25 protein-coding genes are annotated in these 26,027 nt (G+C 65.9%); 13 read left to right on the top strand and 12 right to left on the bottom strand.

Annotated features, from left to right (window positions below):
• Nucleotides 1-6 precede the first annotated feature (6 nt).
• Complete coding sequence (locus tag VE25_RS13585) at nucleotides 7-732, top strand: ribonuclease activity regulator RraA (RefSeq protein WP_152664623.1); 726 nt, start codon at nucleotides 7-9, stop codon at nucleotides 730-732.
• Nucleotides 733-744: 12 nt separating this feature from the next.
• On the opposite strand, the gene VE25_RS13580 is transcribed toward VE25_RS13585, so the two are convergent.
• Together VE25_RS13580 and VE25_RS13575 are read right to left on the bottom strand one after the other, a co-directional pair.
• Nucleotides 745-2,208 (bottom strand): sulfatase family protein, encoded by a 1,464-nt coding sequence (locus VE25_RS13580; RefSeq protein ID WP_152664622.1) that lies wholly within the window; start codon nucleotides 2,206-2,208, stop codon nucleotides 745-747.
• Nucleotides 2,209-2,213: 5 nt separating this feature from the next.
• Nucleotides 2,214-3,167: a dihydrodipicolinate synthase family protein gene (locus VE25_RS13575; RefSeq protein WP_046109162.1), complete on the bottom strand. Its 954-nt coding sequence runs from the start codon at nucleotides 3,165-3,167 to the stop codon at nucleotides 2,214-2,216.
• A gap of 116 nt (nucleotides 3,168-3,283) precedes the next feature.
• On the opposite strand from VE25_RS13575, the gene VE25_RS13570 reads away from it, so the two are divergent.
• From VE25_RS13570 to VE25_RS13540, 7 genes are all read left to right on the top strand, one after another.
• The gene (locus tag VE25_RS13570) at nucleotides 3,284-3,997 is read left to right on the top strand and encodes a FadR/GntR family transcriptional regulator (RefSeq protein WP_046109161.1); all 714 of its coding nucleotides are present in this window, start codon (nucleotides 3,284-3,286) and stop codon (nucleotides 3,995-3,997) included.
• Nucleotides 3,998-4,036: 39 nt separating this feature from the next.
• Nucleotides 4,037-5,623, top strand: coding sequence for an ABC transporter substrate-binding protein (locus VE25_RS13565; protein ID WP_046109160.1), 1,587 nt, complete (start codon nucleotides 4,037-4,039; stop codon nucleotides 5,621-5,623).
• 74 nt (nucleotides 5,624-5,697) lie between these two features.
• On the top strand, nucleotides 5,698-6,657 hold the full coding sequence (locus VE25_RS13560; protein WP_046109159.1) for an ABC transporter permease: 960 nt from the start codon (nucleotides 5,698-5,700) through the stop codon (nucleotides 6,655-6,657).
• Between the two features lies 1 nt (nucleotide 6,658).
• Complete coding sequence (locus tag VE25_RS13555; protein ID WP_046109158.1) at nucleotides 6,659-7,546, top strand: ABC transporter permease; 888 nt, start codon at nucleotides 6,659-6,661, stop codon at nucleotides 7,544-7,546.
• A 10-nt stretch (nucleotides 7,547-7,556) separates the two neighbouring features.
• Nucleotides 7,557-8,474, top strand: a complete 918-nt coding sequence (locus tag VE25_RS13550) for a dihydrodipicolinate synthase family protein (RefSeq protein ID WP_046109157.1) — start codon at nucleotides 7,557-7,559, stop codon at nucleotides 8,472-8,474.
• 1 nt (nucleotide 8,475) lies between these two features.
• Nucleotides 8,476-9,486, top strand: a complete 1,011-nt coding sequence (locus tag VE25_RS13545; protein ID WP_046109156.1) for an ABC transporter ATP-binding protein — start codon at nucleotides 8,476-8,478, stop codon at nucleotides 9,484-9,486.
• 3 nt (nucleotides 9,487-9,489) lie between these two features.
• Nucleotides 9,490-10,464: an ABC transporter ATP-binding protein gene (locus VE25_RS13540; protein ID WP_046109155.1), complete on the top strand. Its 975-nt coding sequence runs from the start codon at nucleotides 9,490-9,492 to the stop codon at nucleotides 10,462-10,464.
• On the opposite strand, the gene VE25_RS13535 is transcribed toward VE25_RS13540, so the two are convergent.
• The 6 genes from VE25_RS13535 to VE25_RS13510 all read right to left on the bottom strand — a co-directional run bounded on the left by VE25_RS13535 (nucleotide 10,461) and on the right by VE25_RS13510 (nucleotide 16,153).
• Entirely contained in the window at nucleotides 10,461-11,219 is a 759-nt protein-coding gene (locus VE25_RS13535) for a sugar phosphate isomerase/epimerase family protein (protein ID WP_046109154.1), read from the bottom strand. The genes VE25_RS13540 and VE25_RS13535 overlap by 4 nt on opposite strands.
• Nucleotides 11,220-11,387: 168 nt before the next feature.
• The gene (locus VE25_RS13530) at nucleotides 11,388-11,867 is read right to left on the bottom strand and encodes a VOC family protein (RefSeq protein ID WP_046109153.1); all 480 of its coding nucleotides are present in this window, start codon (nucleotides 11,865-11,867) and stop codon (nucleotides 11,388-11,390) included.
• 84 nt (nucleotides 11,868-11,951) lie between these two features.
• A complete protein-coding gene (locus VE25_RS13525; RefSeq protein WP_046109152.1) occupies nucleotides 11,952-13,199 on the bottom strand; it encodes an ABC transporter substrate-binding protein in 1,248 nt (415 codons plus the stop codon).
• Between the two features lie 23 nt (nucleotides 13,200-13,222).
• Nucleotides 13,223-14,320 (bottom strand): ABC transporter ATP-binding protein, encoded by a 1,098-nt coding sequence (locus VE25_RS13520; RefSeq protein WP_046109151.1) that lies wholly within the window; start codon nucleotides 14,318-14,320, stop codon nucleotides 13,223-13,225.
• Nucleotides 14,321-14,327: 7 nt separating this feature from the next.
• On the bottom strand, nucleotides 14,328-15,260 hold the full coding sequence (locus VE25_RS13515) for a carbohydrate ABC transporter permease (protein ID WP_052731960.1): 933 nt from the start codon (nucleotides 15,258-15,260) through the stop codon (nucleotides 14,328-14,330).
• A complete protein-coding gene (locus VE25_RS13510; RefSeq protein WP_046109150.1) occupies nucleotides 15,257-16,153 on the bottom strand; it encodes a carbohydrate ABC transporter permease in 897 nt (298 codons plus the stop codon). Before VE25_RS13510 ends, VE25_RS13515 begins: the two co-directional genes overlap by 4 nt.
• 155 nt (nucleotides 16,154-16,308) lie before the next feature.
• On the opposite strand from VE25_RS13510, the gene VE25_RS13505 reads away from it, so the two are divergent.
• From VE25_RS13505 to VE25_RS13495, 3 genes are all read left to right on the top strand, one after another.
• Entirely contained in the window at nucleotides 16,309-17,121 is an 813-nt protein-coding gene (locus VE25_RS13505) for an aldo/keto reductase (RefSeq protein WP_046109149.1), read from the top strand.
• Nucleotides 17,122-17,250: 129 nt separating this feature from the next.
• Nucleotides 17,251-17,691, top strand: a complete 441-nt coding sequence (locus tag VE25_RS13500; RefSeq protein ID WP_046109148.1) for a VOC family protein — start codon at nucleotides 17,251-17,253, stop codon at nucleotides 17,689-17,691.
• Between the two features lie 27 nt (nucleotides 17,692-17,718).
• On the top strand, nucleotides 17,719-18,750 hold the full coding sequence (locus VE25_RS13495) for a LacI family DNA-binding transcriptional regulator (RefSeq protein ID WP_244466924.1): 1,032 nt from the start codon (nucleotides 17,719-17,721) through the stop codon (nucleotides 18,748-18,750).
• A gap of 20 nt (nucleotides 18,751-18,770) precedes the next feature.
• Here VE25_RS13495 and VE25_RS13490 read toward each other — a convergent pair whose 3' ends face one another.
• From VE25_RS13490 to VE25_RS13480, 3 genes are read right to left on the bottom strand one after another with little or no spacing between them, the layout of a single operon-like run.
• Nucleotides 18,771-20,255 (bottom strand): sulfatase-like hydrolase/transferase, encoded by a 1,485-nt coding sequence (locus tag VE25_RS13490; protein WP_201776091.1) that lies wholly within the window; start codon nucleotides 20,253-20,255, stop codon nucleotides 18,771-18,773.
• Nucleotides 20,256-20,274: 19 nt separating this feature from the next.
• On the bottom strand, nucleotides 20,275-21,561 hold the full coding sequence (locus VE25_RS13485; protein ID WP_046109146.1) for an ABC transporter substrate-binding protein: 1,287 nt from the start codon (nucleotides 21,559-21,561) through the stop codon (nucleotides 20,275-20,277).
• A 43-nt stretch (nucleotides 21,562-21,604) separates the two neighbouring features.
• Nucleotides 21,605-22,579, bottom strand: coding sequence for a LacI family DNA-binding transcriptional regulator (locus VE25_RS13480; protein ID WP_046109145.1), 975 nt, complete (start codon nucleotides 22,577-22,579; stop codon nucleotides 21,605-21,607).
• 242 nt (nucleotides 22,580-22,821) lie between these two features.
• On the opposite strand from VE25_RS13480, the gene VE25_RS13475 reads away from it, so the two are divergent.
• Nucleotides 22,822-23,751 (top strand): formylglycine-generating enzyme family protein, encoded by a 930-nt coding sequence (locus VE25_RS13475; RefSeq protein WP_046109144.1) that lies wholly within the window; start codon nucleotides 22,822-22,824, stop codon nucleotides 23,749-23,751.
• A 221-nt stretch (nucleotides 23,752-23,972) separates the two neighbouring features.
• Here the strand turns inward: VE25_RS13475 and VE25_RS13470 are convergent, their stop codons facing one another.
• Nucleotides 23,973-25,145, bottom strand: a complete 1,173-nt coding sequence (locus VE25_RS13470) for a LacI family DNA-binding transcriptional regulator (protein ID WP_083988936.1) — start codon at nucleotides 25,143-25,145, stop codon at nucleotides 23,973-23,975.
• Between VE25_RS13470 and VE25_RS13465 the strand changes: the two genes are divergently transcribed.
• Nucleotides 25,144-26,022: a carbohydrate ABC transporter permease gene (locus VE25_RS13465; RefSeq protein WP_046109142.1), complete on the top strand. Its 879-nt coding sequence runs from the start codon at nucleotides 25,144-25,146 to the stop codon at nucleotides 26,020-26,022. The genes VE25_RS13470 and VE25_RS13465 overlap by 2 nt on opposite strands.
• The last annotated feature ends 5 nt before the right edge of the window (nucleotides 26,023-26,027 follow it).

Here is a 26,027-nt window from a genome sequence, read left to right as displayed (position 1 = left end):
GATGCGATGACCTGGCACAACCGGCTGAGCGAGGCCACACGTGACAAGCTGCGCGAAGTAAGCACGGCGACGCTCTGCACCGCGCTGTTCAAGCGGGGCCTGCGCAACCAGTTCCTGCAGGACGTGCGCCCGGTCGGGCCGGTAGAGCGCACCATGGTCGGCCAGGCGTTCACGCTGCGCTACATTCCGGCCCGCGAGGATCTCAACGGGCTCGAAGTGTTCCGCAATCCCGAGCATCCGCAGCGCAAGGCCGTCGAAACCTGCCCGCCCGGCTGCGTTTTCGTCATGGATAGCCGCAAGGACCCGCGCGCGGCCTCGGCCGGCTCGATCCTCGTCACGCGCCTGATGCGCCGGGGCGTCGAGGGCGTGGTGACCGATGGCGGTTTCCGCGACAGCCCCGAGATCGCCGCCCTCGGCTTCCCCGCCTATCACAACCGCCCCTCCGCGCCGACCAACCTGACGCTGCACCAGGCGCTGGAAATGGACATCCCGATCGGCTGCGGGGACGTGGCGGTCTGGCCGGGCGATGTGATCGTGGGCGACGGCGAGGGCGTCGCCGTGATCCCTTTGCATCTGGCGGACGAGGTTGCCGAAGAGGCGGTGGAGATGACGGCCTACGAGGACTTTGTCCTGGAGCGCGTCCAGGACGGCGCGTCGATCACCGGGCTCTACCCGGCGACCGACCCACGCAACCTTGAGGCGTTCGAAGCCTGGCGCCGCGCCCGCCGTTGAGGAGCCGCTTTGCTATTTGATGCTGTTCCTCAGGCGCTGGGCGGCATTGGGAATGGACGAGGTCGCACGGGGCAGGGCTATGGCCGCCTCATGGTCGACGAACGCGGCTATCTCGCCGAGCAAAGCGAGTTCCGTCCTCGCATGGTCCGGATCGCCGGCGAGGTTGCGGGTCTCCTGCGGATCGAGCTCAAGGTCGAAAAGCTCGCGTTCGCTGCTGTCCGCGCTGGTGTAGACCGTCAACTTGAAACGCCCGTTGCGTGCCATGGTGGAGCGCATTGGAGGACCCCAGAAACGCCCGCCGGCGTTGATTCCGGAGTTGCGGTAGGCGCAGATGGCCGCCGTCCGTTCGGCCTTGTTGCGTGACGCCATGGTCACCAGGTCCTCGCTCAGCGGACACGACGCGGTGTCCAGCCCTGCCGCCGCCAGGCAGGTTGCGGCGATGTCGCGTCCTTGCGCCAGGGCCGTGCTGCGCTCACCGGCGGCAATGCGGCCGGGCCAGCGCAGCAGAAGGGGCACGCCGACGGTCGGCTCGTAGAGGGCTACCCCTTTGACGAAGAGGCCATGGTCGCCGAGCTGGTCGCCATGGTCGGACACGAAGATGACCAGCGTGTCCTCCGTCAGCCCCGCGGCCTCGAGCGCCGCGAGAACACGGCCGATCTGCTCGTCGAGAAAGGCGATGGAGGCGCCGTAGCCGAAGCGGATTTCCGCGATCTCGTTCGCCGAGAAATCGCCGAACCGCCCGAGGTAAGATTCCTCCTGTTCCCGCTGCACGCATCCGGGCTGATCGCTCCACGGCGGGATCGGTACAGGAATCCTCGCCGGATCGATCCGGTCGCGCGCGGCGAGCGGGTGGTCCGCGTAGGGGTCGTGCGGATCGAAGAGGCTCATCAGGCAGAAGAACGGCCGCGGGTCTGCGTTGGCCGACTCGATGAATGCGATGGTCCTGTCCGCCGCCCATTTGCTCGAATGCACGGCCTCCGGGTGGTGCAGCTCTCCCCGGCCGTTCCGCCGCAACGCGGCGAGGAAATCGGGCGCGGTCTTTTCAATCCAGGCGGCATAGCCGTTGAACGGGCTGTCGAGCGCGACCGTCGGGTCCAGGCACCACTCGTAGATGTCGAAGCCGTCGTGCGGATGCCGGCTCTCCTGCTCCTGCACGCGGCTGCTGACGTGCAGCTTGCCGAAAAGCGCCGTGCGGTAGCCGGCTTCGTCCCGCAGCCGTTCCGGAAACAGGCGTTCGTCCGGCGGCAGGTTGTCATGGACGCGTAGGACACCATGGTCCGGTACGGGCTTGCCGGTAAAGATGCTGGCGCGCGACGGGGTGCAGATCGGGTTGTCGACCGTGCAGTTCTCGAACACCACGCCCTCCGAGGCGAGGCGGTCGAGATTGGGCGTCGGGATCCAGTCGCAGCCATAGGCACCGAGCGTGTCGCGCCGCTGCTGGTCCGTCATGATCATCAGGATGTTGGGCTTGGCCATGGCGTTCACCCCATGATCTCGGGTAAGGCCGCCCGCGCTTCCCGGCGCAGGGCCGGAACGACCTGCGGATCGATCCAGCGATAGGGGCGCCGCAAACGGGTGCCCACATCCGCCCAGCCGCCGATTGCGGCCAGCAGTTTGTCGAGCGCCGCGTTGGAATACCCGTGCACCCTGCCGAAAGGAACGATGTGGGTGTCGAAGAACGAGCGCAGCTTCCGTTCGATGCCGAGCGCGGCCTCAAGGTCCGTTGCCATCAGCTGCGTCCACCGCTGCGCGCCGGACGGGCTGAGGCACGCGACGTTCGAGAACGCCCCCGCCGCCACCCCTTCGCTGACGCCGGTCGCCAGATGGTGACCTGGAACATAGATGCCGATATCGCCGAGATGCCGGCGCGCTTGCGCATACCAGTCGGCGTCCCCGTCGCCCATCTTGATCCCGACGACGTTGGGGAAGGGGGCGAGAATTTCCGCCAGTTGCTCGGGCGCGAAGACCCGCTTGGCGTGCGGCGGGTGGTAGAGGATCAGCGGAACGGTACCGGCCGCCTGCGCCGCGAGATCGAGGAAGTCTTGCGCCTCGGGCATCGTCACCGGCCACCAGTCGGGCAGGATCACCTGGATGGCTTCAGGCCGCAGCGCGGCAGCCCGGCGCACCCGCTCGAGCGAAACGCGCGGATCCGGCTGGCAGGCGCCGATCACGAACGGGACTGAAGCCGCGCCGCAGCGATCGGCCAGCATCTGCTGGATGGCGTCGAACTCGGCCTCGGTCTGGTTGTGGAACTCCCCCGCCGTGCCGTTGGAATAGACGCCGTCCACACCCGCCGCAACGAGCGTGTCCATCTCGTCGGCGAGGCGGGAGAAGTCGATCGAATCGTCTTCCGCTATCGGCAGCAGCAGCGTCGCCCAGTTGCCGCGCACCGCTCCCCAACGCCCGTCGCGCCGTTCGAACTTGGCTGCTTCCACCTTCTTCCTCCCATTGCATCGAGGCCGCTTCAGCCGCCTTCACGAGATAACTTGCAACATATCCTACAAGTCGATATACCTCAACGCATACGATCGCTCCCGGTCGAGGAATTTTCTTGAACAAGCCGATCAAACCCCTTGAGCGTCCGCCACTTCTGCACGTCAGCGTGCAGGAAAGCCTGCGCAATTACATCGAGGAGAACGACCTCGCCGCCGGCGCGCCGCTGCCTCCCGAGACGTTCCTTGCCCAGCAGCTGGGCGTCGGGCGCAATTCCGTGCGTGAGGCGATAAAGGCGCTGGAGTCGCTCGGCATCCTCGAGACGCGCCGCGGGGTAGGGGTCTTCGTCAAGGAATTCTCCTTCGCCCCGCTGCTCGACAACCTCGCCTACGGGCTGCAGGCATCGCTGCGCGACGTCGAGGAACTGCGCGAAATCCGGCGGGTGCTCGAGACCGGCCTCATCGACCGAACGATCGAGATGATCGGAGAGGACGACCTTGCCGAATTGCGGCAGGTCACCGAGCGCATGCGCCGGAAGGCCGAACGCGGAGAGAGCTTCGCCGAGGACGACCAGCAGTTCCACCAGCTCCTGTTCCGCTGCCAGAACAACAAGATGCTGAGCGCCCTCATCGATATCTTCTGGACGGCTTTCTACAAGGCCTCGGGCTTTGCCAACCTCACCAATCCGACGCCGCTCGATACCTGGCGCGACCACCACGAGATCGTCGAGGCCGTCGCCGCCAAGGACGTCGAGGCGGCCCGCCGGCGCCTCGGCGATCATTATTCGGGCATCCAGAAAGTCATCGCCGCAAACCGGTCGGGAGAAACCTGACCGCGACAAAGCAGAGAGTCACCCAAAGGGAGGGGAAACATGCATAGACGGAATTTCGGGCGCCTTCTGGCGGCCATGGGTTTTGCATTGGCAGCCGCCACGGCAATGACGCCGGCGCCGGCCATTGCGCAGGACGCAAAGACCATCACCGGCGGCTTCGATGTCGGCCCCGGCGGCTTTCCGGGCAACTTCAACCCGCTGACCGCGACGGCGGGCTTTACCTGGCTCAGCACCTATTACGAGCCGCTCGTCATCTATTCGGCCGATCTCTCGCAGATCGAGGGCGCGCTGGCCTCCGAACATACGATCAGCGAGGATAGCCTCACCTATACATTCAACCTCGTCGAGGCGACCTGGCACGACGGCGAGCCCTTCACTTCCGCCGACGTCAAGTTCACGCTCGAGCTCGCCAAGAACGCCGATAGCGGCAGCCTTTTTGCTGCGCGCCTTGCCGATATCGCCAGCATCGAGACGCCCGATGAGCGGACAGTCGTGGTTACACTCAGCCAGCCCAACTCGGCATTCCTGTCGGTCCTCGCCCAGGTGATGATGCTGCCCGAGCACGCCCTTGCCGACATCCACGTCGCCGAGATCGCCCAGAACGACTGGTGGTCAACCGAGCCTGTGGGCACCGGGCCGTTCCGCTTCGTGCAGTACGTGAGCGACCAGTATGTCGAGCTCGCCGCCTTCGAGGACTACCGCGAGGGCCGCCCCAAGGTCGACCGCCTGATCAACCGCTACTTCGCCAACCCGGCGGCGGCCGTCGCCGCGCTGAAGGCCGGAGAGATCCAGTTCACCTTCGCCGAGCCGGACGATGCCAAGACCTTTGAGGGGAACGACGCGTTCCGCGTGATCGAGGGGGACTCCTTCGTCGTCAACTATATCGGCTTCAACCACCGCTCGGGCCTATGGGACGACGTGCGCGTGCGCCAGGCGGTGATGCACGCCATCGATCGCGAAGGCATCGTCGCCAGCCTTTTCGGCGGCGCCGCCAAGCTCGCCAATTGCGGCTACGTGGTCCCGCAGTTCGTACCGGAAGGCATCGAGCCATACGCCTACGATCCGGAAAAGGCGCGGACCCTGCTCGAGGAAGCCGGCTGGGCCGAAATCAATGGCGATGCCCCCATCTCCTGGTTGACCTATTACAACACGCCGCAGGTCGCCAATGTCATGGCGGCGATCCAGGCGATGCTCGCGCAGGTTGGGATCAACGTCGTGCCGCGCGCCCTCGATACGCCCGGCTACAACGGCATCGTGCGCGGCGAGAACTGGCAGGATTTCCCGTTGGTTTATGCCGGTCTGCAGAACGGGCCAAACCCCGCATCCCTCAACGTCGGCCTCAACGCCGCCCAGTTGCCGCCGGCCGGCAACAACATCATGCGCGTCGAGATGCCGGACCTCACCGCCGCCCTCGATGGGGCCATGGCCGAGACCGATCCGGTCGCCGCCGAAGCCAAGTGGCAGGAGGTCTGCCGGGTGATGAACGCCGAGCTGCCCTGGGGACCGATGTGGGTCGCCAGCCGCTATGGCGTCGTCTCCAGCGACCTCGTCGACTTCGTCTGGACGCCCGCTCCCGGTGGCGGGCCGTTCGCTGCCCATCCGGAGGATTGGGATATCGCGCAGTAGCGCGATCCAAGAGAGTGGGGCGCGGCCGGCGTATCCGGTCGCGCCTTTTCCATGAGGCTCGAGCTGGCTGGACCATGCTGCACTACATTCTTCGCCGTTCGGCAGTCGGCCTCCTGATGCTGCTGGCCCTGACAGTCCTCATCTTCGGCATGCTGCGGCTGGCGCCGGGCGATCCGATCGATGCCTACATCAACCCGTCCGTGCCGATGTCCGCATCCGACCTCGGTGCCCTACGCGTCCGCCTCGGCCTCGACCAGCCGCTGCCGGTCCAGTATTTCGCCTGGCTCGGTGCCGCGGTGACCGGCGATTTCGGCTATTCCATCCAGCGCGGCGGCGAGCCGGTGCTGCCGCTCGTCCTCGGCCGCATCGGGCCGACGATACTCCTGATGTTTTCGGGGTTGCTCATTGCCACCGTGGCCGGCATCGCGGCGGGGATCATCAGCGCCGTGCGGCGCAACCAGCCGACCGATGTCGGGCTCTCCGTTCTCGCCTTCGTCGGCATATCGAGCCCCGCCTTCCTCACCGCGCTCCTCGGCCTCTATATCTTTGCCGTGATGCTGCGCTGGGCGCCGGCCGGCGGCATGCTCACCCCCGGCGCGCCGTTCTCGCTCACCGATCTGCTCGCGCACCTCATCCTTCCGGCGAGCCTTCTCGCCATCGGCCACGGCGCGCTCATCATGCGCTACATGCGCTCGTCGCTCCTCGAGGTGCTCTCGCAGGATTATGTGCGTACCGCCCGCGCCAAGGGCGTTACCGAGTTCTGGGTCATCGTCAAGCACGCCGTACGCAACGCCCTCCTGCCGGTCATCACCCTCATCGGCTCGACCATCGGCATCGCCATCGGCGGCGCCATCTTCATCGAGAGCATCTTCGACTGGCCCGGCATGGGCCTGCTGATGGTCAACGCGGTGCTGCGGCGCGACTATCCCGTCATCATGTGCGCAACGCTCCTCACCGGCGCCTGCGTCATCATCGTCAACCTGCTGACCGACATCGCCTACGCCGCTGTCGATCCGCGCATCAAGGTGGCCTGAGATGACGGCCGTGTCTCAGCCCATCGCCCGCGCCCGCTCGGCTGGCCCCATCCGCCGCGCCATCTCCCGGTTCATGGGCAATCGCGCCGCCGTCGCCGGCCTCGCCATTCTCGTCCCGATCCTCATCGCGACCGTCACCTACGACTTCTGGTGGCCCTACAAGCCCAACGACATCGACCTCCTGGCCATGAACAAGGGCCCGTCGCCGACTCATTGGCTCGGCAGCGACGGCGTCGGCCGCGACGTCATGGCGCGCCTCCTACAGGGCGGGCGCACCTCGCTCCTCGTCGCCACCGTCTCGATGGTGATCTCGACGGCCATCGGCTTCTTCGTCGGCGCGATCGCCGGCTTCACCGGCCGCCTCGTCGACGGCGTCGCCATGCGCTTCGTCGATCTCGCCATGACCCTGCCGCCGGTCATCTTCCTGCTGGTCCTCGCCTCGATCGCCGGCACCGGCGTGCTGCCGACGATCTTCGTCATATCGCTGCTCTCCTGGCCGGTGTTGTCGCGCATGGTGCGCGCCCGCCTCCTCGAACTGCGCGAGCGCGATTTCGTCGTCGCCTCGCGCGGCATGGGGGCAGGGCTCTGGCATCTGCTCTTTCGCCACGGCCTGCCCAACACCATCGATATCCTCGTCGTCTTCGCCACGCTCCAGGTCGCCAACGGCATCCTGCTCGAGGCGGGTCTGTCCTTCCTCGGCCTCGGCGTTACCCCGCCAGAAGCCAGCTGGGGCAACATGCTCAACAGCGCGCGCTCGACGCTCGTGCTCGAGAACTACCCCTGGCAATGGATGTTTCCCGGCGCGGCACTGATCCTGACGGTGCTCGCCATCAACTTCGTGGGCGACGGGCTTCGCGACGCCTTCGATCCACGCGCAGAACTCAACTGAAAGGTGCCAAATGCCGCTGTTTACCGGTGTCGTCCCCCCGGTGGTCACCCCGCTGACCGCGTCCTTCGAGGTCGACTATCCTTCCTTCACCCGCGTCATCGACCACCTGCTCGATGGGGGCGTGCATGGGCTTTTCGTCCTCGGCTCGACGAGCGAGGTCGTTTTCCATGACCAAGCCGCGCGCCGCCGCATTGTCGAGCACGCGATCAGCCAGGTGAACGGGCGGGTGCCGGTCTTCGTCGGCGTCATCGATCCGACCACCGACCGGGTGATCGGCCACGCGAAGGCCGCGCAGGCTGCCGGCGCCGATGCGGTTGTCGTCACCGCTCCGTTCTATACCCGCACCAGCCAGCCCGAGATCGTCGATCACTTCCGCTATATCCGCGAGGCCCTCGACGTTCCCGTGGTCGCCTATGACATCCCCGTCTGCGTCGGCACGAAGCTGGAGCGCAACACCACCGTCACGCTCGCCCGCGAGGGCACGATCGCCGGATTGAAGGATTCGAGCGGCGATGACGGCAATCTGCGCTACGTGATGGCCGACACGGCCGGGCTCGCCGATTTCTTCGCCATGACCGGCTCGGAGATCGTCGTCGACAGCGTCCTTGCCATGGGCGCCCACGGCGTGGTGCCGGGCCTCGGCAACGTCGATCCCCACGGCTATGTGCGCCTCTGGAATCTCTGTCAGGCCGGTGACTTTGCCGCCGCCCGCAAGGAGCAGGAACGGCTCTGTCGGCTCTTCGAGATGGTCCGCGTCAGCCTGCCGCGCACCAGTCCCGGGTCGGCCGGGGTCGGCGCCTTCAAGACGGCCATGCGCCGCCTGGGAGTCATCGACACCAACATCATGGCCCGCCCGCAGCGCCCGCTCAACGACGAGGAAGCTTCCGTCATCGAGGGCATCCTGCGCCAGACGCAGTTGCTGAGTTGACATGCAGCCCGAGCCGATCCTCGCTGTTTCCGGCCTGCGCACGGTGTTCCATATCGCCGGCGGGGACGTGGTGGCCGTGCGCGACCTCGACCTGACCGTCGCCGCCGGCGAGACGGTCGCGCTCGTCGGGGAATCGGGCTCGGGCAAATCCGTGACGGGCCTTTCCGTCATGGGCCTCTTGCCGCGCGGTATCGGGCGCATTGCCGCCGGCACCCTGCGGCTACGCCGCAAGAGCGGCGAGATGGTCGAGCTGCAGGCGATCGGTGGCGAGGCGCTGCGCCGCGTGCGCGGCAACGATATCGGCATGGTGTTCCAGGAGCCGCTGACCAGCCTCAACCCGGTCTATACAGTGGGCGAGCAGATCGCCGAGCCGATCCGCATCCACCTCGGCAGGTCCCGCCGAGAGGCCTGGGCGCAGGCTGTCCGGCTTCTGGAAGACGTCGGCATCCCGGACCCGGCCCGCCGCGCCGGCCAATACCCGCACGAGCTCTCGGGCGGCATGCGCCAGCGCGCCACCATCGCCATGGCGCTCGCCTGCGATCCGGCGCTCCTCATCGCCGACGAGCCGACGACAGCGCTCGACGTCACCATCCAGGCGCAGATCCTCGACCTTCTCGCCCGCCTGCAGCAGGAGCGAGGCATGGGCATGCTCTTCGTCACCCACAACCTCGGCGTCGTCGCCGAGATCGCCGACAGGGTGGCGGTGATGTATGCCGGCTCCATCGTCGAGACTGGCAGCGTGACGCGCGTCTTCGCCCATCCGCGCCATCCCTATACCAAAGGCCTGATGCGCTCGGTCCCGCGCCTCGGCGAGGCGACGGCCTTGAAGGAAGCGGGCACGCCCCTGCCGACGATCAGCGGCTCGGTCCCGAGCCTCGTCAACCTGCCGCCCGGCTGCCCCTTCGCGCCTCGCTGTCCTTACAGGATCGATGCGTGCGTGAGCGCCTATCCGCCGCTCGCCGATACCGGCGAAGGCCAGCTCAGCCGCTGCATCCGCTGGCAGGAGGTCTAGACTATGGCGTCCGATATCCTGCTCGAGGTCAACGGCCTCACCAAGCATTTCCCGCCGGTCGCATTCTCGCGCGGTCCGGTCGTCCGGGCCGTCGAGGACGTGTCCTTTGCCATTCCGCGCGGGCAGGTGGTCAGCCTCGTCGGCGAGTCCGGCAGCGGCAAGACCACCGTCGGGCGCATGGTCGCGCATCTCATCGAGCCGACCGCCGGCAGCGTCCGCTTCGATGGCGTCGAGACGACGAAACTCTCGCGCCGCGAGCTGCGCCGCATGCATGCGCGCGTGCAGTACATCTTCCAGGATCCGTTCGCCAGCCTCTCGCCGCGCATGACCATCGGCGAGATCCTCACCGAAGGCCTCGACATCCAGCGGGTAGGCACCAGGGCGGAGCGGCAGGAGCGCGCCGTCGCGGCGCTGACCTCCGTCGACCTGCCGCCGGACGCCATGGCGCGCTACGCCCACGAATTCTCCGGCGGCCAGCGCCAGCGCATCGGCATCGCGCGGGCGCTGGCGCTCGCTCCGGAGCTGATTGTCGCCGACGAGCCGGTGTCGGCGCTCGACGTCTCGATCCAGGCCCAGATCGTCAACCTCCTGCGCGACCTGCAGGTCCGCCTCGGCCTCACCATGCTCTTCATCGCCCACGACCTGGCGGTGGTCGAGTACCTCGCCGATACGGTGATCGTGCTCTATCTCGGCCGGGTCATGGAAGTGGCGCCGAGCCGGCAGCTCTACGCCGCCCCCCGCCATCCCTACACGCGCGCGCTCCTTTCCGCGGTGCCGTCCCCCGACCCCACCCGGCGCGCCGCCCGCCAGCTCCTCAAGGGCGACATCCCGAGCCCGGCCAACCCTCCCAGCGGCTGCGTCTTCCGCACCCGCTGCCCCTTCGCCGTCGAACCTTGCGCGGCGGGTGTACCGGCGCTTCGCGAAATGGCGCCCGGTCACTTCAAGGCGTGCATCCGCGACGATATCGATACGGCCTAAAGCCCCAGTGCCTTCATCGTTTCGATCGATCGGCGCGCGAAGTATTGCCAGTCGCCGGGATTGTCGTGCTCGGCAACGACATGGTCGGCGGCCGTCCTGGCAAAGAGCGGCACGAGCGAGGCCCAGTTGATGATGCCGTCTCCGGTCGCGGTCCAGCCGTCGTCCTCGCTCGTGCCGAGGGGAGCGGTGTCCTTGAGCTGGATGGCGACGATTCGGTCCGCATAGCGGGTAAGTTCGGCCGCCGGGTCGGCGCCCGCGCGCACGATCCATCCGCAGTCGATCTCGAACCAGACCTTGTCGCCGCCGGTGGCGAAGATGTGGTCGATCGGGCGGCTGCCGTCGGGCAGGGGCCGATACTCGAAATCGTGGTTGTGCCAGGCGACCTTGAGCCCGTGCGGCGCGGCAAGCTCGCCGCCGCGCGACAGCTTCTCGCCGAGCCCGCGCCAGTAGCCGGGCGTATCCTCGCGCTCCTGCGGCGTCACATAGGGCGGGATCATCAGGCTGGCGCCGAGCGTCAGCGCGATATCGATGAAGCGCTGCGGCTCGTCGACGAGGCCTACAAGCGGCATGTGGAAGCCGTAGCAGGCAAGGCCCGCATCGTCGAGCTGGCGGCGGAAGAGCTTCGGGTCCGCCTCATAGGCCGGCAGCCATGGTTCGATGGCGTCATAGCCGAACGACTTGAGGGTGGGGAGCTGGGCAGCAAGCGGCGGGAAGTTGCGCGAGGAATAGAGCTGGTAGGCTTTGCGGTAGGTCATGGTCGAACCGTGGCTCGGAGGAGGGCAGCATCACCTCTCCCTTGGGGGAGAGGTCGGCGCGCAGCGCCGGGTGAGGGGGCCTTCATATGCCTGCTACCGGAGGAGGGTCCCCCACTCCAACCCTCTCCCCCGGCGTCAGTGAGGAAATCGGGAGAGCCGCTGGAGCTCTCAAGGCTGTGGCTCCTTGTCCTTGTCGAACTCGAGGAGCTCGATCATCACGCCCAGGTCCTTGACCGTGTCGTAATAGGCATACCGCCCGTGGCTGCCGTCGAACTCGCCGCGCTGCAGCAGTTTGTGGCCCCTGGATTCGAGGTATTCGTGCCGCTTGGTCAGGTTCCGGGTGCGGAAGGCGATGTGGTGGCAACCGGGGCCCTTTTCCTCGAGAAGGTCGCGCCAGGCGCTCTTCTCCGGGCCGGGCTCGAGGAACTCGACGTCGATATTGCCGAACTTGAACATCATGATGCGGCAGCCGACGGCCGCCGGCATGCCGTTGTAGGTGGCCTTGGCCTCCTCGGGATCGGCCGCCTTGCCCTCCTTGGGCATCGGCTTGCCCGTCAGGTCCGAGAACCATTGGGCCGATTTCACCACGTCGTCGGTGACGAAGCAGATCTGCATCACTTCGTCTTCATCAAGCAGGCGCTTGTCCATGTCGGTCGTCCATTCTAGGGTTGGGGGCAGGCGGCCCGGCGCGGATGCGCCGGGTCGCCCGCTGTCGTCGCGGGAGGAAAGGGATCAGCCGAGGATGGTGTCGTAGTTCGACTTCATCTGCTCGATGGCTTCGTCGACCGTCATGTTGGGCTCGCTCCAGAAGTTGAAGACCACGTCCCAGATCGAGTTCTGCCAGTCGGCATCGGCGGTGTTGTGCGGGTTCTGTACCTGCCGGGCTTCGTCCGAAAGGATCTGCAGGACGTTCTGCGAGCAGGCATCGAGGCTCCCCTCGGGCGCATCGAGGCGCACCGGCGTCGAGCCCTTCTCGGCCGAGAACGCGCCCTGGATCTCGGGGTCGAGCACCACCGAGGCAAAATCGAGCTCGGCCTGCATGACGTCGTCCGGCACGCCGCCGAGCATGCCCCAGGCGTCGACCGTGACGACCACGGCCTGCGCCCCGGGGATCTCGATGCAACCGAAATCGGTGCCCGGCGTCTTGCCGGCCGCCAGCCATTCGCCCTTCATCCAGTCGCCGTGGATCTGCATCAGCGCGTTGCCGGTGATGACCTCGTTGGTGGTCTCGTTCCACGGGCGGTTCTGCGCCTCGGGACCGGCCTCGTTGGCAAAGAGCCGCAGGGTTTCGAGCGTCTGGCGGAAGCCCGGATCGTCGAGCGCAGCCGGATCGACCTCGGCCCCGTAGATGCGCGTATAGACGTCGGGCCCGGCGATCGCGGCGGTCAGTGCATGCATCAGGTAGCCGACCTGGAACGGCTGGCTTCCGACGGCGAGGGGATCGTAGCCGGCCTCGCGGATGGCGTCGAAATCGGCGAACATCTCCTCGAGCGAGGTCCAGGCGGCGGGATCGACCCCGGCGGCTTCCGCCACTTCCATGTTGTAGTAGAGCATGCCGTCGATATGGAGCGCGGTCGGCACCTTGACGATCTCGTCGTCGACCCGGATCGAGGCGGCCACGGACGCCGGCAGGTGCTCGAGGATGCCGTTCTCCTCGTACCAGTCGGTGAGCGTTGCGCCGAACCCCATGCCGGCGAGGTCGCGGTAGACGCCGGGATTGGATTCCATGAAGACGTTGGGCGGCTGCCCGCCGGTGACGAGGCTCATCAGGTTGACGTTGGAGCCGGTGTTGTGCGGGATGGCGATGTCGGTCCAGGTGTGGCCCTTCTCTTCGAGGCCGGCGCGCAGCACGTTGAGCGCGGCGACTTCCGGGGCTGCGGACCAGCTGTGATAGACCACGAGGTCGACGGCCAGGGCGCCGGGCACGCAGGTGCCCGACAGCAGCCCTGCGGCAAGCAGGGCAATTCTCGTTCTCATCATCTCTCTCCCTTCAAGATGTCTGGTTACATTCGCTGCCCGGTCCGGGCGTCGAAGAGGTTTGCCCGCCCGCGTGGGAAGGCGACGGTGACGGTCTCGCCGGCCTTGAGGCGCGCAGCGAGGGACGGCTCGACGCGCAGCGCCAGCAGCGCGCCGTCGAACTCGAAGAAGGCGCTGGCATCCGGACCCGTGCGCTCGGCATAGCGCACCGGCACGGTGAACTGGCCTGCCGCATCGGCTGGCGTGGTCCCCGGCGGCAGGAAGTGCTCGGGGCGCAGCCCGACGATGACCTCGGCGCCGTCCTGCGGCGGCTGCTCGAAGCGGTAGTCGGAGACATCGAGCCGGGTCTGGCCGATGATCACGGCCCGCCTGTCGCCCGAAACCGCGAGCGTGCCGCGCTTGAGGTTCATCGCCGGCGAGCCGATGAAGCCGGCAACGAAGAGGTTGGCGGGCGTCTCGTAGATCTCGTCGGGCGTGCCGAACTGCTGGATGACGCCGCCGTTCATCACCGCGATCCTGGTGGCCATGGTCATGGCCTCGATCTGGTCGTGGGTGACGTAGACGATGGTGTGCTTGAGGCTCGTGTGCAGGTTCTTGATCTCGAGCCGCATCTCGGTGCGCAGCTTTGCGTCGAGATTGGAGAGCGGCTCGTCGAAGAGGAAGACGCCGACGTTCTTGACGAGCGCCCGGCCGATGGCGACGCGCTGGCGCTGGCCGCCGGAAAGCTGCGCGGGCTTCCTGTCGAGCAGCGGCTCGATCTGCAGGAGCTTTGCCGCCCAGTCGACGCGCTTGTCGATCTCCTCGCGCGGCAGCCCTGAGGAGACGAGCCCGAAGCGCAGGTTTCCGCGCACGGTCTTGGTCGGATAGAGCGCATAGGACTGGAAGACCATGGCCAACCCGCGATCCTTGGGATCGAGGTCGGTCACGTCCCGCTCGCCGATCGTGATGCGCCCGTCGGTGACGTCGAGAAGGCCCGCGAGGAGGTTCAGGAGGGTGGTCTTGCCGCAGCCGGAGGGACCGAGCAGTACCAGGAAATCCCCGTCGTCGATGGCGAGGTTGAGATCGTTCAGCACCGTGAGGTGTCCGTAGGTCTTGGTGATGTGTTCGAAGCTGACGCGAGGCATGCCGGGCTCAACCCTTGATGGCGCCGGCGGTGATGCCCTGCACGAAGAGCTTGCCGACGAGGAAGTAGATGACGAGCGGCGGAATGGCGGTCAGCAGTGCCGCCGCCATGTTCTGGTTGTAGGCGACGGTGCCCGTCGAGATGGTGATGAGGTTGGCGAGGTTGACGGTCATAGGCTGGCCGTTGAAGCCGCCGAAGGTCACGCCGATGAGATAGTCGTTCCAGATCGAGGTGATCTGGAGGATGAGGATCACGATGAGGATGTTGCCCGACATCGGCAGGATGATCTCGACGAAGATCCGCCAGAACGAGCCCGAGTCCATGATGGCCGCGCTCATGATCTCCTGCGGTATATCCTTGTAGTAATTGCGGAAGATGAGGACGAGCACCGGCATCGCCAGCACCGCGTGGACGATCGCGACCCCCCAGACGGACCCGTAGACCTTGAGCGTCGAGGTCATTGAAATGAGCGGGAACATGATGATCTGGAACGGCACGAACGCGCAGATGAAGAGGAGGAAGAGGAATGTGCCCGCCCAGCGCACGTTCCACAGCGCCAGCGCATAGCCCGTGACCATCGAGAGCGAGATGGAAAGGATGAGCGAGGGGATGAGGATCGCGACCGAGTTCCAGAAACCGACCTTGAGGCCGTTGCAGTTGATGCCCGAGCATGCCCGGTTCCAGGCATAGTCCCAGGCCTCGATCGTCCACGGGCCGGGCAGGGCGAACATCGCCCCTTCGCGGATCTGGGCCATCGACTTGAACGAGGTGACGACGACCACGTAGAGCGGGATGGCAAAGAACAGCGCACAGATGGTGAGGAAGACGAGGATGGCGATCGAGCGCCCGGTGATGCGCTTGCGCCGGCGCGGGAAATAGGGCGCGCTGCGCACGGCGATCTCCCCGCCGACGGCCTTCTGGGCAATGGTCAGGTCGCTCATCGGACGGCCTCCGCACGGCGCCGCTGCTGCCAGGCGGTGAGCAGCACGAGCGGCAGGAAGACGATTGCGGTGATCACCAGCATCATCACGGCGGCGGCCGACGCGTAGCCGAGATTGCCGCTCGCCGAGAGCGCCTGGATGGTGAAATAGGCCGGCACGTAGGTGGACTGGCCCGGCCCGCCGAGCGTCATGGCGACGATGACGTCGTAAGCCTTGATGACGCCGAGCGAGAGGAGGATCGCGCAGGTGATGAACGTGAACTTCATCATCGGGATGATGATCTCGACATAAAGCCGCCAGATCGGTACGCCGTCGAGCTTGGCCGCGCTCCAGATCTCGGAATTGATCGATTTGAGGCCCGCCAGCATCAGGGCCATGTAGAAGCCCGAGCTCTGCCAGACCGAGGCGAGGATGATGCCCCACATGGCCGTCTCGGCGCTGGCGAGCCAGGAGAAATTGACGAAGGTCAGCCCCATCTGGTGCAGCACGTTCTCGATGCCGAGCTCGGGATTGAACATCCAGCGCCAGGCCGCGCCGGTGACGATGAGCGAGACGGCCAGCGGATAGAGGAAGACCGTGCGGAAGAAGCTTTCGCCGCGTTTCTCGCGTTCGATCATGGCTGCGAGGATGAAGCCGAAGACGATGGCGAGCGCGCTGCCGAGGCCCAGGACGATGAGGTTGCGCAGCGAGATCCCCCAGGCCGCATCGTTGAAGAGGCGCTGGTACTGCCGGCCCCATTCCGACCAGTCGATGGTGTATTCCGGCAGCCTGCGGCTGCGGGTGAACGACAGGTAGATCGTCCAGCCGATGGATCCGACGAACGCCACCGCCGTGACGGCGAGCGCGGGGGTCAGTGCCAGCTGCGGTGCGATGCGGCTCCAGCGCAAGGCCATGTGTCCTCCCTCGGCAAGGCAAGCCCTGCATTCAGGGTCTGTGCTGCCTTGTATTATCGTTAAACTAAGGACATAAACGCAGGCGCGTCAACTGGCTATGATATGTCCTCAAACGACGACAGGACTTCGGATTCGATGGGAGGAGAAAAATAGGCATGAATGTTCAGGATGTTATGCCGAAGATGGGCTTCGGCACCTATGGTCGGCAGGGTGAGGCCGGTATCGAGGCCATGCTGTTTGCCTTGGAAACAGGTTACCGGCACCTCGACACGGCTCAGTCCTACAATACCGAGGCCGAGGTCGGCGAAGCCGTGCGGCGCTCGGGTCTCGGCCGAGACGCGGTGTTCCTCACCACCAAGATCTCGACCGAGAACTATGGCGAAGGGCAGGTGATCGCGTCCCTGCGCCGCAGCCTCGAGACCATGGGCGTCGAGCAGGTGGACCTGACGCTGCTGCACTGGCCGTCGCCGAACGGCCACCAGCCGCTCGCCTCCTACCTGCTGCCGCTGGCCGAGGCGCAGGACATGGGGCTCACCCGCTTCATCGGCGTCTCCAACTTCACCATCGCGCTCCTCGAAGAGGCCGAGCGCCTGGCCGGGACAGGGCGGATCGCCAACAACCAGGTCGAGCTCAATCCGCACATCCAGAACAAGAAGTTGGCAAGCTATTGCCTCTCCAAAGGAATTTCGGTCACCTGCTACCAGCCGATCGCGCACGGGCGTCTGGCGGATGATTCCGTGCTCCGCGATATCGCTCGTCGGCACGATGCCAGCGTCGAGCAGGTCGCTCTCGCCTTCGAGCTGGCCAAGGGCTATGCGGCGATCCCGACGTCCAGCCGGCACGAGCGCATCCGCTCCAATTTCGAGGCGCTCCGGCTCTCCCTCTCGGAGGGAGAGATCGCCCGTATCGAGACAATCGACAAGAACCGGCGCGCCATCGATCCGGCATGGGGGCCGGAATGGGACTGACGCAAATCGCCAGTTGACACTTCGTACGGGAGGGTGCGAAGAACGTCCAGTATTAACGTTCCTACAAGGTCAGCAATGCTGACCCGCGAACCTGCAAAAGCGGCCCGCGAGGGACCGGGAGGATTTGTTATGCTCAGAATAACCGGCTACGGGCACGTCGCCATCAAGGTCACCGACCTCGCCCGATCGCTCGATTTCTACCGCGACCGCCTCGGCTTTCCCGAGATGCTGCGCCTCAACAACGACGACGGCTCGACCTGGCTGGTTTACCTTCGGATCACCGACGATCACTACCTCGAAATCTTCCCTGGAGCCGAGAACGACCGGGCGCCCGGCTGGAACGCCAATGGCGTCAACCACATGTGCTTCACCATCGACGACCTCGACGCGACCACCGCCCGCATCAAGGCCGCCGGCATCGCCCTGACGTCGGAAATCAAGCAGGGGCTGGACGGCAATCGCCAGGCTTGGATAGAGGACCCGGACGGAAACCGCATCGAGTTGATGGAGATGGCGCCGGACTGCCTGCAATACCAGGCCATCCGCCGCCTCAGGGCCGAAAGCCGGTAGGCCCGCAGCCGGTTTGGAAAGGTAGGGGTGAGTTTGGGCAGGCCTGTCGTTCGGCTCAAGGATATCGCGGACAAGACCGGCTTCTCGGTGAATACGGTGAGCCTTGCCTTGCGCGGCAACCCGCGCATTCCCGAAGAGACCGCCAATGTCATCCGGGAAGCCGCCCGCTCGCTGAACTACCTGCCCAACCAGGTGGCCAAGTCCCTGGTCAGCCGGGAGACCAAGACCATCGGGCTCGTCCTCACCGACATCACCAACCCGACCCTGACCAAAGTGGCGCAAGCCATCGAGATGGCGCTGGCCGAGAGGGGCTATTCGACCCTCTTTGCCACCTCCAACAACGACCTCGAGGAGGAGAAGCGGGCCATCGCCGTCTTCCGCTCCCGGCAGGTCGACGGCATGCTGATCTATCCGCGCAGTCACCGCGATCTCGACCACATCCGCGAGCTGCGGCGGGCCAACCACCCCGTGGTGCTGCTGGTGGCCGATCCGGATGCGGGCGTCGACGCGGTCTGCATCGATGAGCGGCGCGGCGCCTATCGAGCGGTCCGGCATCTCATCGACACCGGCCACAAGCGCATCGGCATCATCGACGGTGGCCAGCGGCTCGGCAACCTCGAGAAGCGCGAGGGTTACGTCATGGCCCTCGAGGAGGCCGGCCTGCCGTTCACGCCCGCCCTCGTCGTCGATCCACACGGCCATTCGGTTATCCGCGGCTACTGGGCCATGGACCGCCTGATGAGCGCGCCGGGGCGGCCGACGGCCGTGTTCGCCGCCAACGACTCCCTCGCCATCGGCGCCCTGCGCTGGACGCAGAAGAACGGCCTCAGAGTGCCCGAGGACGTGGCGATCGCCGGCTTCGACAACATCGAATTCGCCGAGCACGCCGCCACCCCGCTGACGAGCGTCAACTACGAGACGCAGCTCGTCACGGATCTCGCGGTCTCTCGCCTCCTCGAGCTCGTCACCACCGACGGCAGCCTGCCCGATCCGCGGGTGACCCTCATCGATCCCGAACTCATCGTGCGCGAGAGCTCCTACCGGCCTGGCTCCGCCTGACCGTCGGTCTACCCGCGGCCTTACAACGTACGGGTCGCCAGTTTCGGGTCGCGGTAGGGAAGCGGCGGATACTGCAGCCCGCGCTGGCCGGAGAGCCCGCGATTGGGCCGCGCTCGGACCTCGACCGCTGGCGTTCCGACGATCTCCCCGTCCACGACATACGCCAGGTCGGACCCGTAGAGATTGTCGCGCAGGACCTGCCTGAGCACCGCCAGCCGATCCTGGTGGTCGCGCGAGGCCGCGAGGTCCCGGGTCTCCCCCGGGTCGGCGTCGAGATCGAAGAGCTGGAACCGGTTGCCCACAGGATACCAGATGAGCTTGAAGCGCCCGTCATGCACCATGCGCGTCGCCTCCAGCCCCTCCGAGCATTCGCCGTAGAATGTGTCGCGGCGCTCCGCCCCGACCATCGACAGGCCCGTGCAGGTCGACGGCACTTCGATGCCACAGAGGTCGAGCAGGGTGGCCATCACGTCCTGCAGTCCGCAGAGCCGGTCGTCGACCGTGCCCGGGGCGACGCGGTCTCCATCCGAGGCCGCTCCCATCAGGATCATCGGGATATTGGCCGATGCCTCGTACATCAGCCGCTTGGCATAAAGCCCGTGGTCCCCCAGCATGTCGCCATGGTCGCTGGTGAAGAGGACAACGGTGTCGTCGAGAATGCCCTCCTCGCGCAGCGTGCCGATGATGATGCGCAGCTGGTGGTCGATATGGGTGCAGAGGGCATAATAGGCCCGCCGCATGTCGGCCAGTTGCTCGGGCGGCAGCGCGGGCCAGTAATGGCGCATGCTTTGCAGCGCCGGCGGCAGATTGTCCATCGCCGCCGACCAGTCCGCCGTCGCCGGTTCGTCGACGTCGCGGCGCGCATAGCGCTCGAAATAGCTTGCGAGCGGCACCAGCGGCGGATGCGGCGCCGTGAACGAGACGTACCAGAAGCCCGGCCGCGTCGGATCGCGCCGCTTGATGGTGCGTGCCGCTTGCATCGCGATCCAGTTGGTCGGGTGCAGCTCCTCGGGCAGGTGCCAGGGGCGCCAGCCATATTCATTGTTGCCCATGCCATGCAGGAAATGCTGGCCCGGATGGCCGCGTTCGGCGAGGAACGCCTCGTAATCGTCGACGCACCCGTTGAGCTGCCGCCCCTCCTCGGCAAGGATTACGTCGTCGAAGCCGATGCGGTCGCGCTGCGGATAGACGTGCAGCTTGCCGATGGCGGCCGCCTGGTAGCCCGCATCGCGGAACGTGCCGGCGAGCGTCGGCAGGTCGGGCATGCGCAGCGTGCCCTGCGCGATGCGGTCGCCATGGGTCCGCGGGTCCGTGCCGGTCATGAGGCTCCGCCTAGCCGGCACGCAGACCGGCGTCTCCGAATAGGCGTTGGTGAAGCGCGTGCCGGCCCGCGCCAGCGCGTCGAGCGTTGGAGTCTCGATGACGGGATGGCCCGCCGCGCCCATGAGGCGGGCGGGCCACTCGTCGACGGTCACGAGAAGGACGTTCTTTGCGGACTGTGTCACGGTGCCTCGCCTCTACGTGTTAAGCACGCGCCAGGATGTCGGCAGCGCCCGCGACGAGCGCCGCGCCGCCGTCCTGCGGCGAGCGCACCCCAAAGGCCACCTCCTGGCTCACCTGCATCAGCAGGTCCGTGACCTCGCCGGCGCCCGGCGGCGACTGCGGCGGCAGCGGCCCGACGACATCGCCGATGGCCGCGATGTATTCGACCGACGATCGCTCGGCCGGACTGATCGAGGACGCGATGGCCTGCTGAATCGTCGGCGCCACGGGAATGCCCCGTTCCGCCCCGAGGATTTTTGCCGCTTCCAGATCCTGGGTGAAATAGGCGAGGAATTTCACCGCTTCTTCCGGATTGGGCGTCGCCGCCGCGATGCTGACGCGGGTCGCCGGCCGCAGGTAATGGCCCGGCTGCGCGTCCGCCCCGATCAACGGGTAGGGGGCGAGCGCGATCGTTTCGGCCGTGAGGTTGCGGATCGGGCCGATCGCGTTGGCAAGGCCGAAATTGCAGGCGGCCCGGCCCTGGATCAGCATGCTGGTCTCGATGGTGTTCTGGTCGCTCGCCTGCATGTCGGCGGTCACGCATGCTCCGGATTGGCGCATCCCGTCCCAGAGCGCGTACCAGTCCGCCGCATCGGTTTCATCGAACGCGATCTCCCCCTCGGCGGTATAGAGCGCGCGCCCGCGCTGGCGCAGGAAGTTCTCGAACGGCACCTCGACGCCGCTCGCGTCCGATGTTCCGTAGAAATTGTCGCGAGGCGTCGCCTCCCTCAGCCGCGCGCACGCTTCGGCGAAGGCCTCGTAGGTCATGCCGAGCGTCGGCGGCTCGATGCCGGCCTCGGCCCAGGCGTCCGTGTTGACCTGCAGCGCGGCGCAATTGACGCCGAAGCTGATGCCGTAGAGCCTGCCGTTGACGCGGTTTGCGTCCACCTGATCCGTCGGGATCTCGCTGAGGTCGAGGAGGTTGCCAAGATAGTCGTCGAGCGGCAGCAGCGCATTCCGGTCGGCGTATTCGGCGATGTAGCGGAAGTCCATCTGGATGATGTCGGGCGGATTGCCGCCGACGACCTGGGTCGCAAGCCGCGTCCAGAAGTCCGCGAACGGGGCCGTCTCACCTTCGACCACCGTTCCGGGATTGGCCGCCTCGTAGAGGTCGATGACCCGCTGCGTGCGGTCCGCGCGATCCTGGTTGCCCCACCAGAAGAAGCGCAGGCGCGTTTCCTGTCCATGCGCAAGGCGCGTGGCCAGCGGCACGGCCGCCAGGCCGCCGAGACCCGCCAGCACCGTTCTGCGATTGAAACTATGCGTCATTGTTTGTCCTCCCATGTCTTGCGCTCCCGGCTGCTTGCCGGTGTCAGGCGCTCTCCCGGCCGATCATCGACCAGGCAATCTCGAATGTTCGGGGCTCTGCCTTGCCCTCGATCTCGTCGATCAGGTGGTCGACGGAAGTTCCGAGCAGCGAACGCTCGGGGCCGATGGTGGTGAGCTGCGGAAAGCAGTGCCGGCCGTCCTCGGCGTTGCCGGAGCCGACGATCGCGATGTCCTCGGGTACCCGCACGCCCCTGCGCAGCATGGCCTGGATGACCGCGACGGCGCTGAGATCCGACTGGATCAGCAGGGCGTCCGGCGGCCGCGTCCCGTCGACCATCGCGAGCGCGGCGGCAACCGCATCGTCGCGGTTCTCGGCCCCCGTGACGATCAGCGGCGCCTCGAGGCCCTTCCCGGCAAGAAAGGTCCGTAGCGTTTCGGACCGGTGGGCGTCATCCGAATCTCCATGGCGGATATAGGCGAAATGCCGCCGGCCCGTGCCATGGAGATGTTCGAGCGCAGCCTTGAACGCAGGCAATCGCCCCTGCCGCACCGTCGAAAACGGGTCGGGCTCGAGTGTCGGATGCAGCAGCAGCGCGGCCTTGCCGGCACGCGAAACCGGCTCGAAGAGCGCGTCGATTTCCGTCCGGCTGAACTGCTCGACTTCGGCGACGATCCCATCGGCGAGCCCCGCCTCCACGTCCAGCACCAGCTGGCGGCACATCTCGATTGTGCGTCCGACCACGACGACGGACGAATAGCCGCGCTGGCGCACGGTCGTCTCCACGTCCCGAGCGATGTTGTCGGCAAAGGGAATGCCGATCTGCGGCAGCAGCACGCAGATGCGCCGCGTCCGCCGCAGCCGAAGCTGCCGAGCCACCTGGTTCTGCACATAGCCGAGTTCGGCGATGGCCTTTGTGACCCGCTCGCGCGTCTCCCCGCTGATGCGGCGCACCAGTTCTTCCTTGCCGCTCAGCACGTAGGAAACCGTCGCCACCGAAACGTTCGCACGTTTGGCCACATCGGCGATCGTTGGTCGGAAAGGGACTGTCATAAGCCTGCTTAAACGTTTAAGCATGACGCTATGAGCGTCCGCTCCGCGAGTCAAGCCGGGCGGCAATTCGGGAACGCCAATGGTTCGCCCTATGCCGGAATCTCGCCGCCATGCTAGGCAAGCTCGACGCCGGATGGCTGGGATAGGCGGCCTGCCGGAACGCGACAGCGTCGCGGTGCTCTTCGGCATCGCGCAATCGAGGAGGACGAATGTCCTGCTGCAGTCCATCGCGGCAAGCTGAAACCGCCGAGGCGCCGGCATCGGCCGTGGTGGTCGAGGCAGGTCCCGTGGATCAGCCGGAAAGGATCTTCTTTCCCGCTGCGCGCACCTTCGTCGGCACCGATCGTCCCGTGATCGCGCAGGACGGCGAAGGGCCGCGCCGGCCGGTGCGGCTCGCCGCATTCTGCCTCGAGGCGACGACGGTGACCAACGCCCGCTTCGCCGCATTCGTGCGGGAAACCGGCTATGTGACCGAAGCCGAGCGCTTCGGCTGGTCGCCGGTGTTCCGCGCCCTGATGGGCGAGGACGCGCCGCCCCCGTCTGGCACCCGCGTGCCCTGGTGGATCAAGGTCGACGGTGCCCACTGGGCGGCGCCCGAAGGACCAGGATCCTCGATAGGCAACCGCATGGACCACCCGGTGGTGCAGGTCTCGTGGGCCGACGCCCAGGCGTTCGCCGCCTGGTGCGGCGGGCGGCTGCCGATCGAAGCCGAATGGGAACACGCCGCCCGCGGCGGCCTTGCCGATCCCCGCTTCCCGTGGGGCGATGAGGAGCCCGACGACGGCCAAGCAATCTTCGCCAATATCTGGCAGGGCCAGTTCCCCCACGCCAATACCCTGGCGGACGGCTATCTCGGCACCAGTCCCGTCACGGCCTTTGCGCCGAACGGGGCAGGGCTCCACGGCATGGCCGGCAATGTCTGGGAATGGACGGCGGACGCCTTCCGCGTCCGTTCGCTCTCACGCGAGGCCAAGGCGCGCAACGACAATGCCGCCTGCACCAACGAGAAGGTCACCAAGGGCGGTTCCTTCCTCTGCCACATCAGCTACTGCTACCGCTACCGCATCGCCGCCCGCTCCGCACTCACCGCCGAGTCGGCAGCCAGCAACGTCGGTTTCCGGATCGCCTACGATTCATAGGTGGTCCGGATGTCGGTTCGGGGGCGCATGAAGCACGGGGCGGTCGGCGCTGGGGGTGATCGCTTGGTGGCAGACCTGTGAATCCCACTTGCCAGGTGCGACGCGGTCGCCGTTCGCGAACAGCTGTTTGCAACGTTCAAACTGCGAGGTCTGACAGTCATGATTGGACTAGCCCCACTTCCCGAATAAAGGTGCGTCGCTGGCTGCTATCTGGCTTTTCGCTAGGGACGTGGCATGCATGATTCACCCTCAATGAATATTGAGGGCAACTCCTTGCGTTGGGCAAATTGAGGGCTTTGTCCTTCCAAAAGCTCCAACAAGCGGTTAGCTGCACCTTCCGCGAGGAGGGCAGGTTGGCGATCTATCATGGTGATCGTAGGGGAGGATACGCTCGCGAGCTTGGGATGGTCGGCACCCAGCAGGGAAATATCTTCGGGATAGCGTAACCCGCAGGCCTTAATCGCTTCGAGAGCACCATAGAGTATCTGATTTCCGCCGGCTATCAACGCCGTCGGACGATTGGGGGATCGGAGAAGGTCCAGTACCACTTGTCTGGCAGATTCGTCCGACTGACCGCCATCAAATATGCGCGGATCGTTGGCCTCCAGCGCCGCCTCCTTCAGGCCTTCCTTGAAACCCCTGATGCGCTCGCGCCCCGGCCGCATTTTTGGACTCGGAGCGACAAGCGCGATGTCCCGGTGACCCAATGTCACCAGGTATCTCACGGCCTGGCGCATTGCTTCGGCGTGGTTGCTGACGATGGCGTCGACATCAAGGGGCAGGTCGCGGTCGACGAGCACCACAGGGCAATGCATCGCCTCGACGCGGGCAATAATCTCAGGCGCGCTTTCATCGCAGGTCTTGAGGAGAACCGCTTCGATGCGATTGCGCGCGAATACGCGCAATGCCGCTTCTTCGGTCGCTGGATCGAAATGGGAGCACGCCAGCATCACAGTGTATCCCCTTTTGCTGAGCACCCGTTCGACGTTCTGCGCGACGAGCGCGCTAACGCCATGAGCAAAATCGGGCATGAGGAACCCAATGGTCCGGGAGGACCCGCGCCGAACATGCTGGGCGGCCGCGTTGGGCTCATAGTTGAGTTCGCGGATGGCGCGCTCCACGCGTTCGCGAGTCGATTGCTTGATGGAAGGGTGGTCGTTGATGACGCGCGAGACTGTGAGCGTCGACATTCCCGCCCGCGTCGCCACGTCCCTGATCGTCGGCCGGTCCTCCTTCATCGCGCGACCCGCCGGGTTACCATTGACGAGATCATCTTGATCCTCCATAAAAGTAACAACGTTATAACTTTTTGGGAGAGAAGGATATGGCGTGGTCCAGGGGTGGGACCCTCCTGTTGCTTCCAACGAGGAAGCAACAAGAGGTACAGACAGCATGAATCATGTTTTCCGTCGGCATGTCGGTGCTGCGCTCGTGCTTCTATTGCCGGCGCTCCTGTTTGCGGGCGTTTTTCTCGTCTATCCTCTGGCAAACGGCGTCTACTTAAGCTTCACCAACGCCTCCGCGCTGCGGCCGACGTCGCGGTTCATCGGGCTCGGTAACTACGAATATCTGCTCGCGACGCCGGAATTCTACATCGTTCTGTTCAACAGCGTGGTGCTGGTGGGAGGAGCGATCCTCCTGTCGATGGTCGCGGGGCTTGGGCTGGCTTTGCTCGTCAACCGGAGATTGCCGGGCGTCGCACTGTTCCGCGCCGGCGTCTTCCAGATCTGGATCGTTCCATGGATCTCGGTGGCTATCCTATGGGGTTGGATATTCAACGCCGACTACGGCATCGTGAACTACATGCTAATGGGTATCGGGATCATCGACGAACCTATTGGCTGGTTCTCGGGTAGCACGACCGCAAGGATCGTGATCGTTCTCGGTTTCGCCTGGCGAATGATTCCGTTCATGATGGTCGTTTCGCTCGCAGCTCTGCAAAGTATTCCCAGCGAAGTGCTCGAAGCCGCATCCGTGGATGGGGCCACGCCGGTTCAAAGGTTCATGAGGATTACCTTGCCGCTGCTGCGGCCCATGCTCGTTACGCTTGCTCTCCTCCAGCTGGTCAAACTGTTCCAGGAGATCACGCTGCCTTGGATTCTGACCCAGGGAGGACCGATGAACGCCACAAGCACCTTGAGCCTTTACACCTACAAGCTTGCTTTTCAGCAATGGGACTATGGTCTTGCCGCAGCTGCCGGCACCGTCTGGCTCGTGCTTCTCGGGCTGGTCGGCCTCATCGCCATGCAGTTCACCCGGCGCAGCTTTTAGATGGG

Origin of the sequence: Devosia geojensis (genome assembly GCF_000969415.1) — a bacterium.
Taxonomy (GTDB): domain Bacteria; phylum Pseudomonadota; class Alphaproteobacteria; order Rhizobiales; family Devosiaceae; genus Devosia; species Devosia geojensis.
The sequence above is the reverse complement of the archived record's forward strand: the minus strand, read 5'-3'. Positions and strand labels throughout refer to the sequence as shown.

Coding starts and splice junctions, on each gene's coding strand:
- VE25_RS13515 (WP_052731960.1), bottom strand. CDS start 15,260: ATGAGCGACCTGACCATTGCCCAGAAGGCCGTCGGCGGGGAGATCGCC.
- VE25_RS13565 (WP_046109160.1), top strand. CDS start 4,037: ATGCATAGACGGAATTTCGGGCGCCTTCTGGCGGCCATGGGTTTTGCA.
- VE25_RS13545 (WP_046109156.1), top strand. CDS start 8,476: ATGCAGCCCGAGCCGATCCTCGCTGTTTCCGGCCTGCGCACGGTGTTC.
- VE25_RS13525 (WP_046109152.1), bottom strand. CDS start 13,199: ATGATGAGAACGAGAATTGCCCTGCTTGCCGCAGGGCTGCTGTCGGGC.
- VE25_RS13470 (WP_083988936.1), bottom strand. CDS start 25,145: ATGCTGTCTGTACCTCTTGTTGCTTCCTCGTTGGAAGCAACAGGAGGG.
- VE25_RS13535 (WP_046109154.1), bottom strand. CDS start 11,219: ATGACCTACCGCAAAGCCTACCAGCTCTATTCCTCGCGCAACTTCCCG.
- VE25_RS13475 (WP_046109144.1), top strand. CDS start 22,822: ATGTCCTGCTGCAGTCCATCGCGGCAAGCTGAAACCGCCGAGGCGCCG.
- VE25_RS13550 (WP_046109157.1), top strand. CDS start 7,557: ATGCCGCTGTTTACCGGTGTCGTCCCCCCGGTGGTCACCCCGCTGACC.
- VE25_RS13465 (WP_046109142.1), top strand. CDS start 25,144: ATGAATCATGTTTTCCGTCGGCATGTCGGTGCTGCGCTCGTGCTTCTA.
- VE25_RS13500 (WP_046109148.1), top strand. CDS start 17,251: ATGCTCAGAATAACCGGCTACGGGCACGTCGCCATCAAGGTCACCGAC.
- VE25_RS13485 (WP_046109146.1), bottom strand. CDS start 21,561: ATGACGCATAGTTTCAATCGCAGAACGGTGCTGGCGGGTCTCGGCGGC.
- VE25_RS13520 (WP_046109151.1), bottom strand. CDS start 14,320: ATGCCTCGCGTCAGCTTCGAACACATCACCAAGACCTACGGACACCTC.
- VE25_RS13585 (WP_152664623.1), top strand. CDS start 7: ATGACCTGGCACAACCGGCTGAGCGAGGCCACACGTGACAAGCTGCGC.
- VE25_RS13510 (WP_046109150.1), bottom strand. CDS start 16,153: ATGGCCTTGCGCTGGAGCCGCATCGCACCGCAGCTGGCACTGACCCCC.
- VE25_RS13555 (WP_046109158.1), top strand. CDS start 6,659: ATGACGGCCGTGTCTCAGCCCATCGCCCGCGCCCGCTCGGCTGGCCCC.
- VE25_RS13580 (WP_152664622.1), bottom strand. CDS start 2,208: ATGGCCAAGCCCAACATCCTGATGATCATGACGGACCAGCAGCGGCGC.
- VE25_RS13560 (WP_046109159.1), top strand. CDS start 5,698: ATGCTGCACTACATTCTTCGCCGTTCGGCAGTCGGCCTCCTGATGCTG.
- VE25_RS13505 (WP_046109149.1), top strand. CDS start 16,309: ATGAATGTTCAGGATGTTATGCCGAAGATGGGCTTCGGCACCTATGGT.
- VE25_RS13530 (WP_046109153.1), bottom strand. CDS start 11,867: ATGGACAAGCGCCTGCTTGATGAAGACGAAGTGATGCAGATCTGCTTC.
- VE25_RS13540 (WP_046109155.1), top strand. CDS start 9,490: ATGGCGTCCGATATCCTGCTCGAGGTCAACGGCCTCACCAAGCATTTC.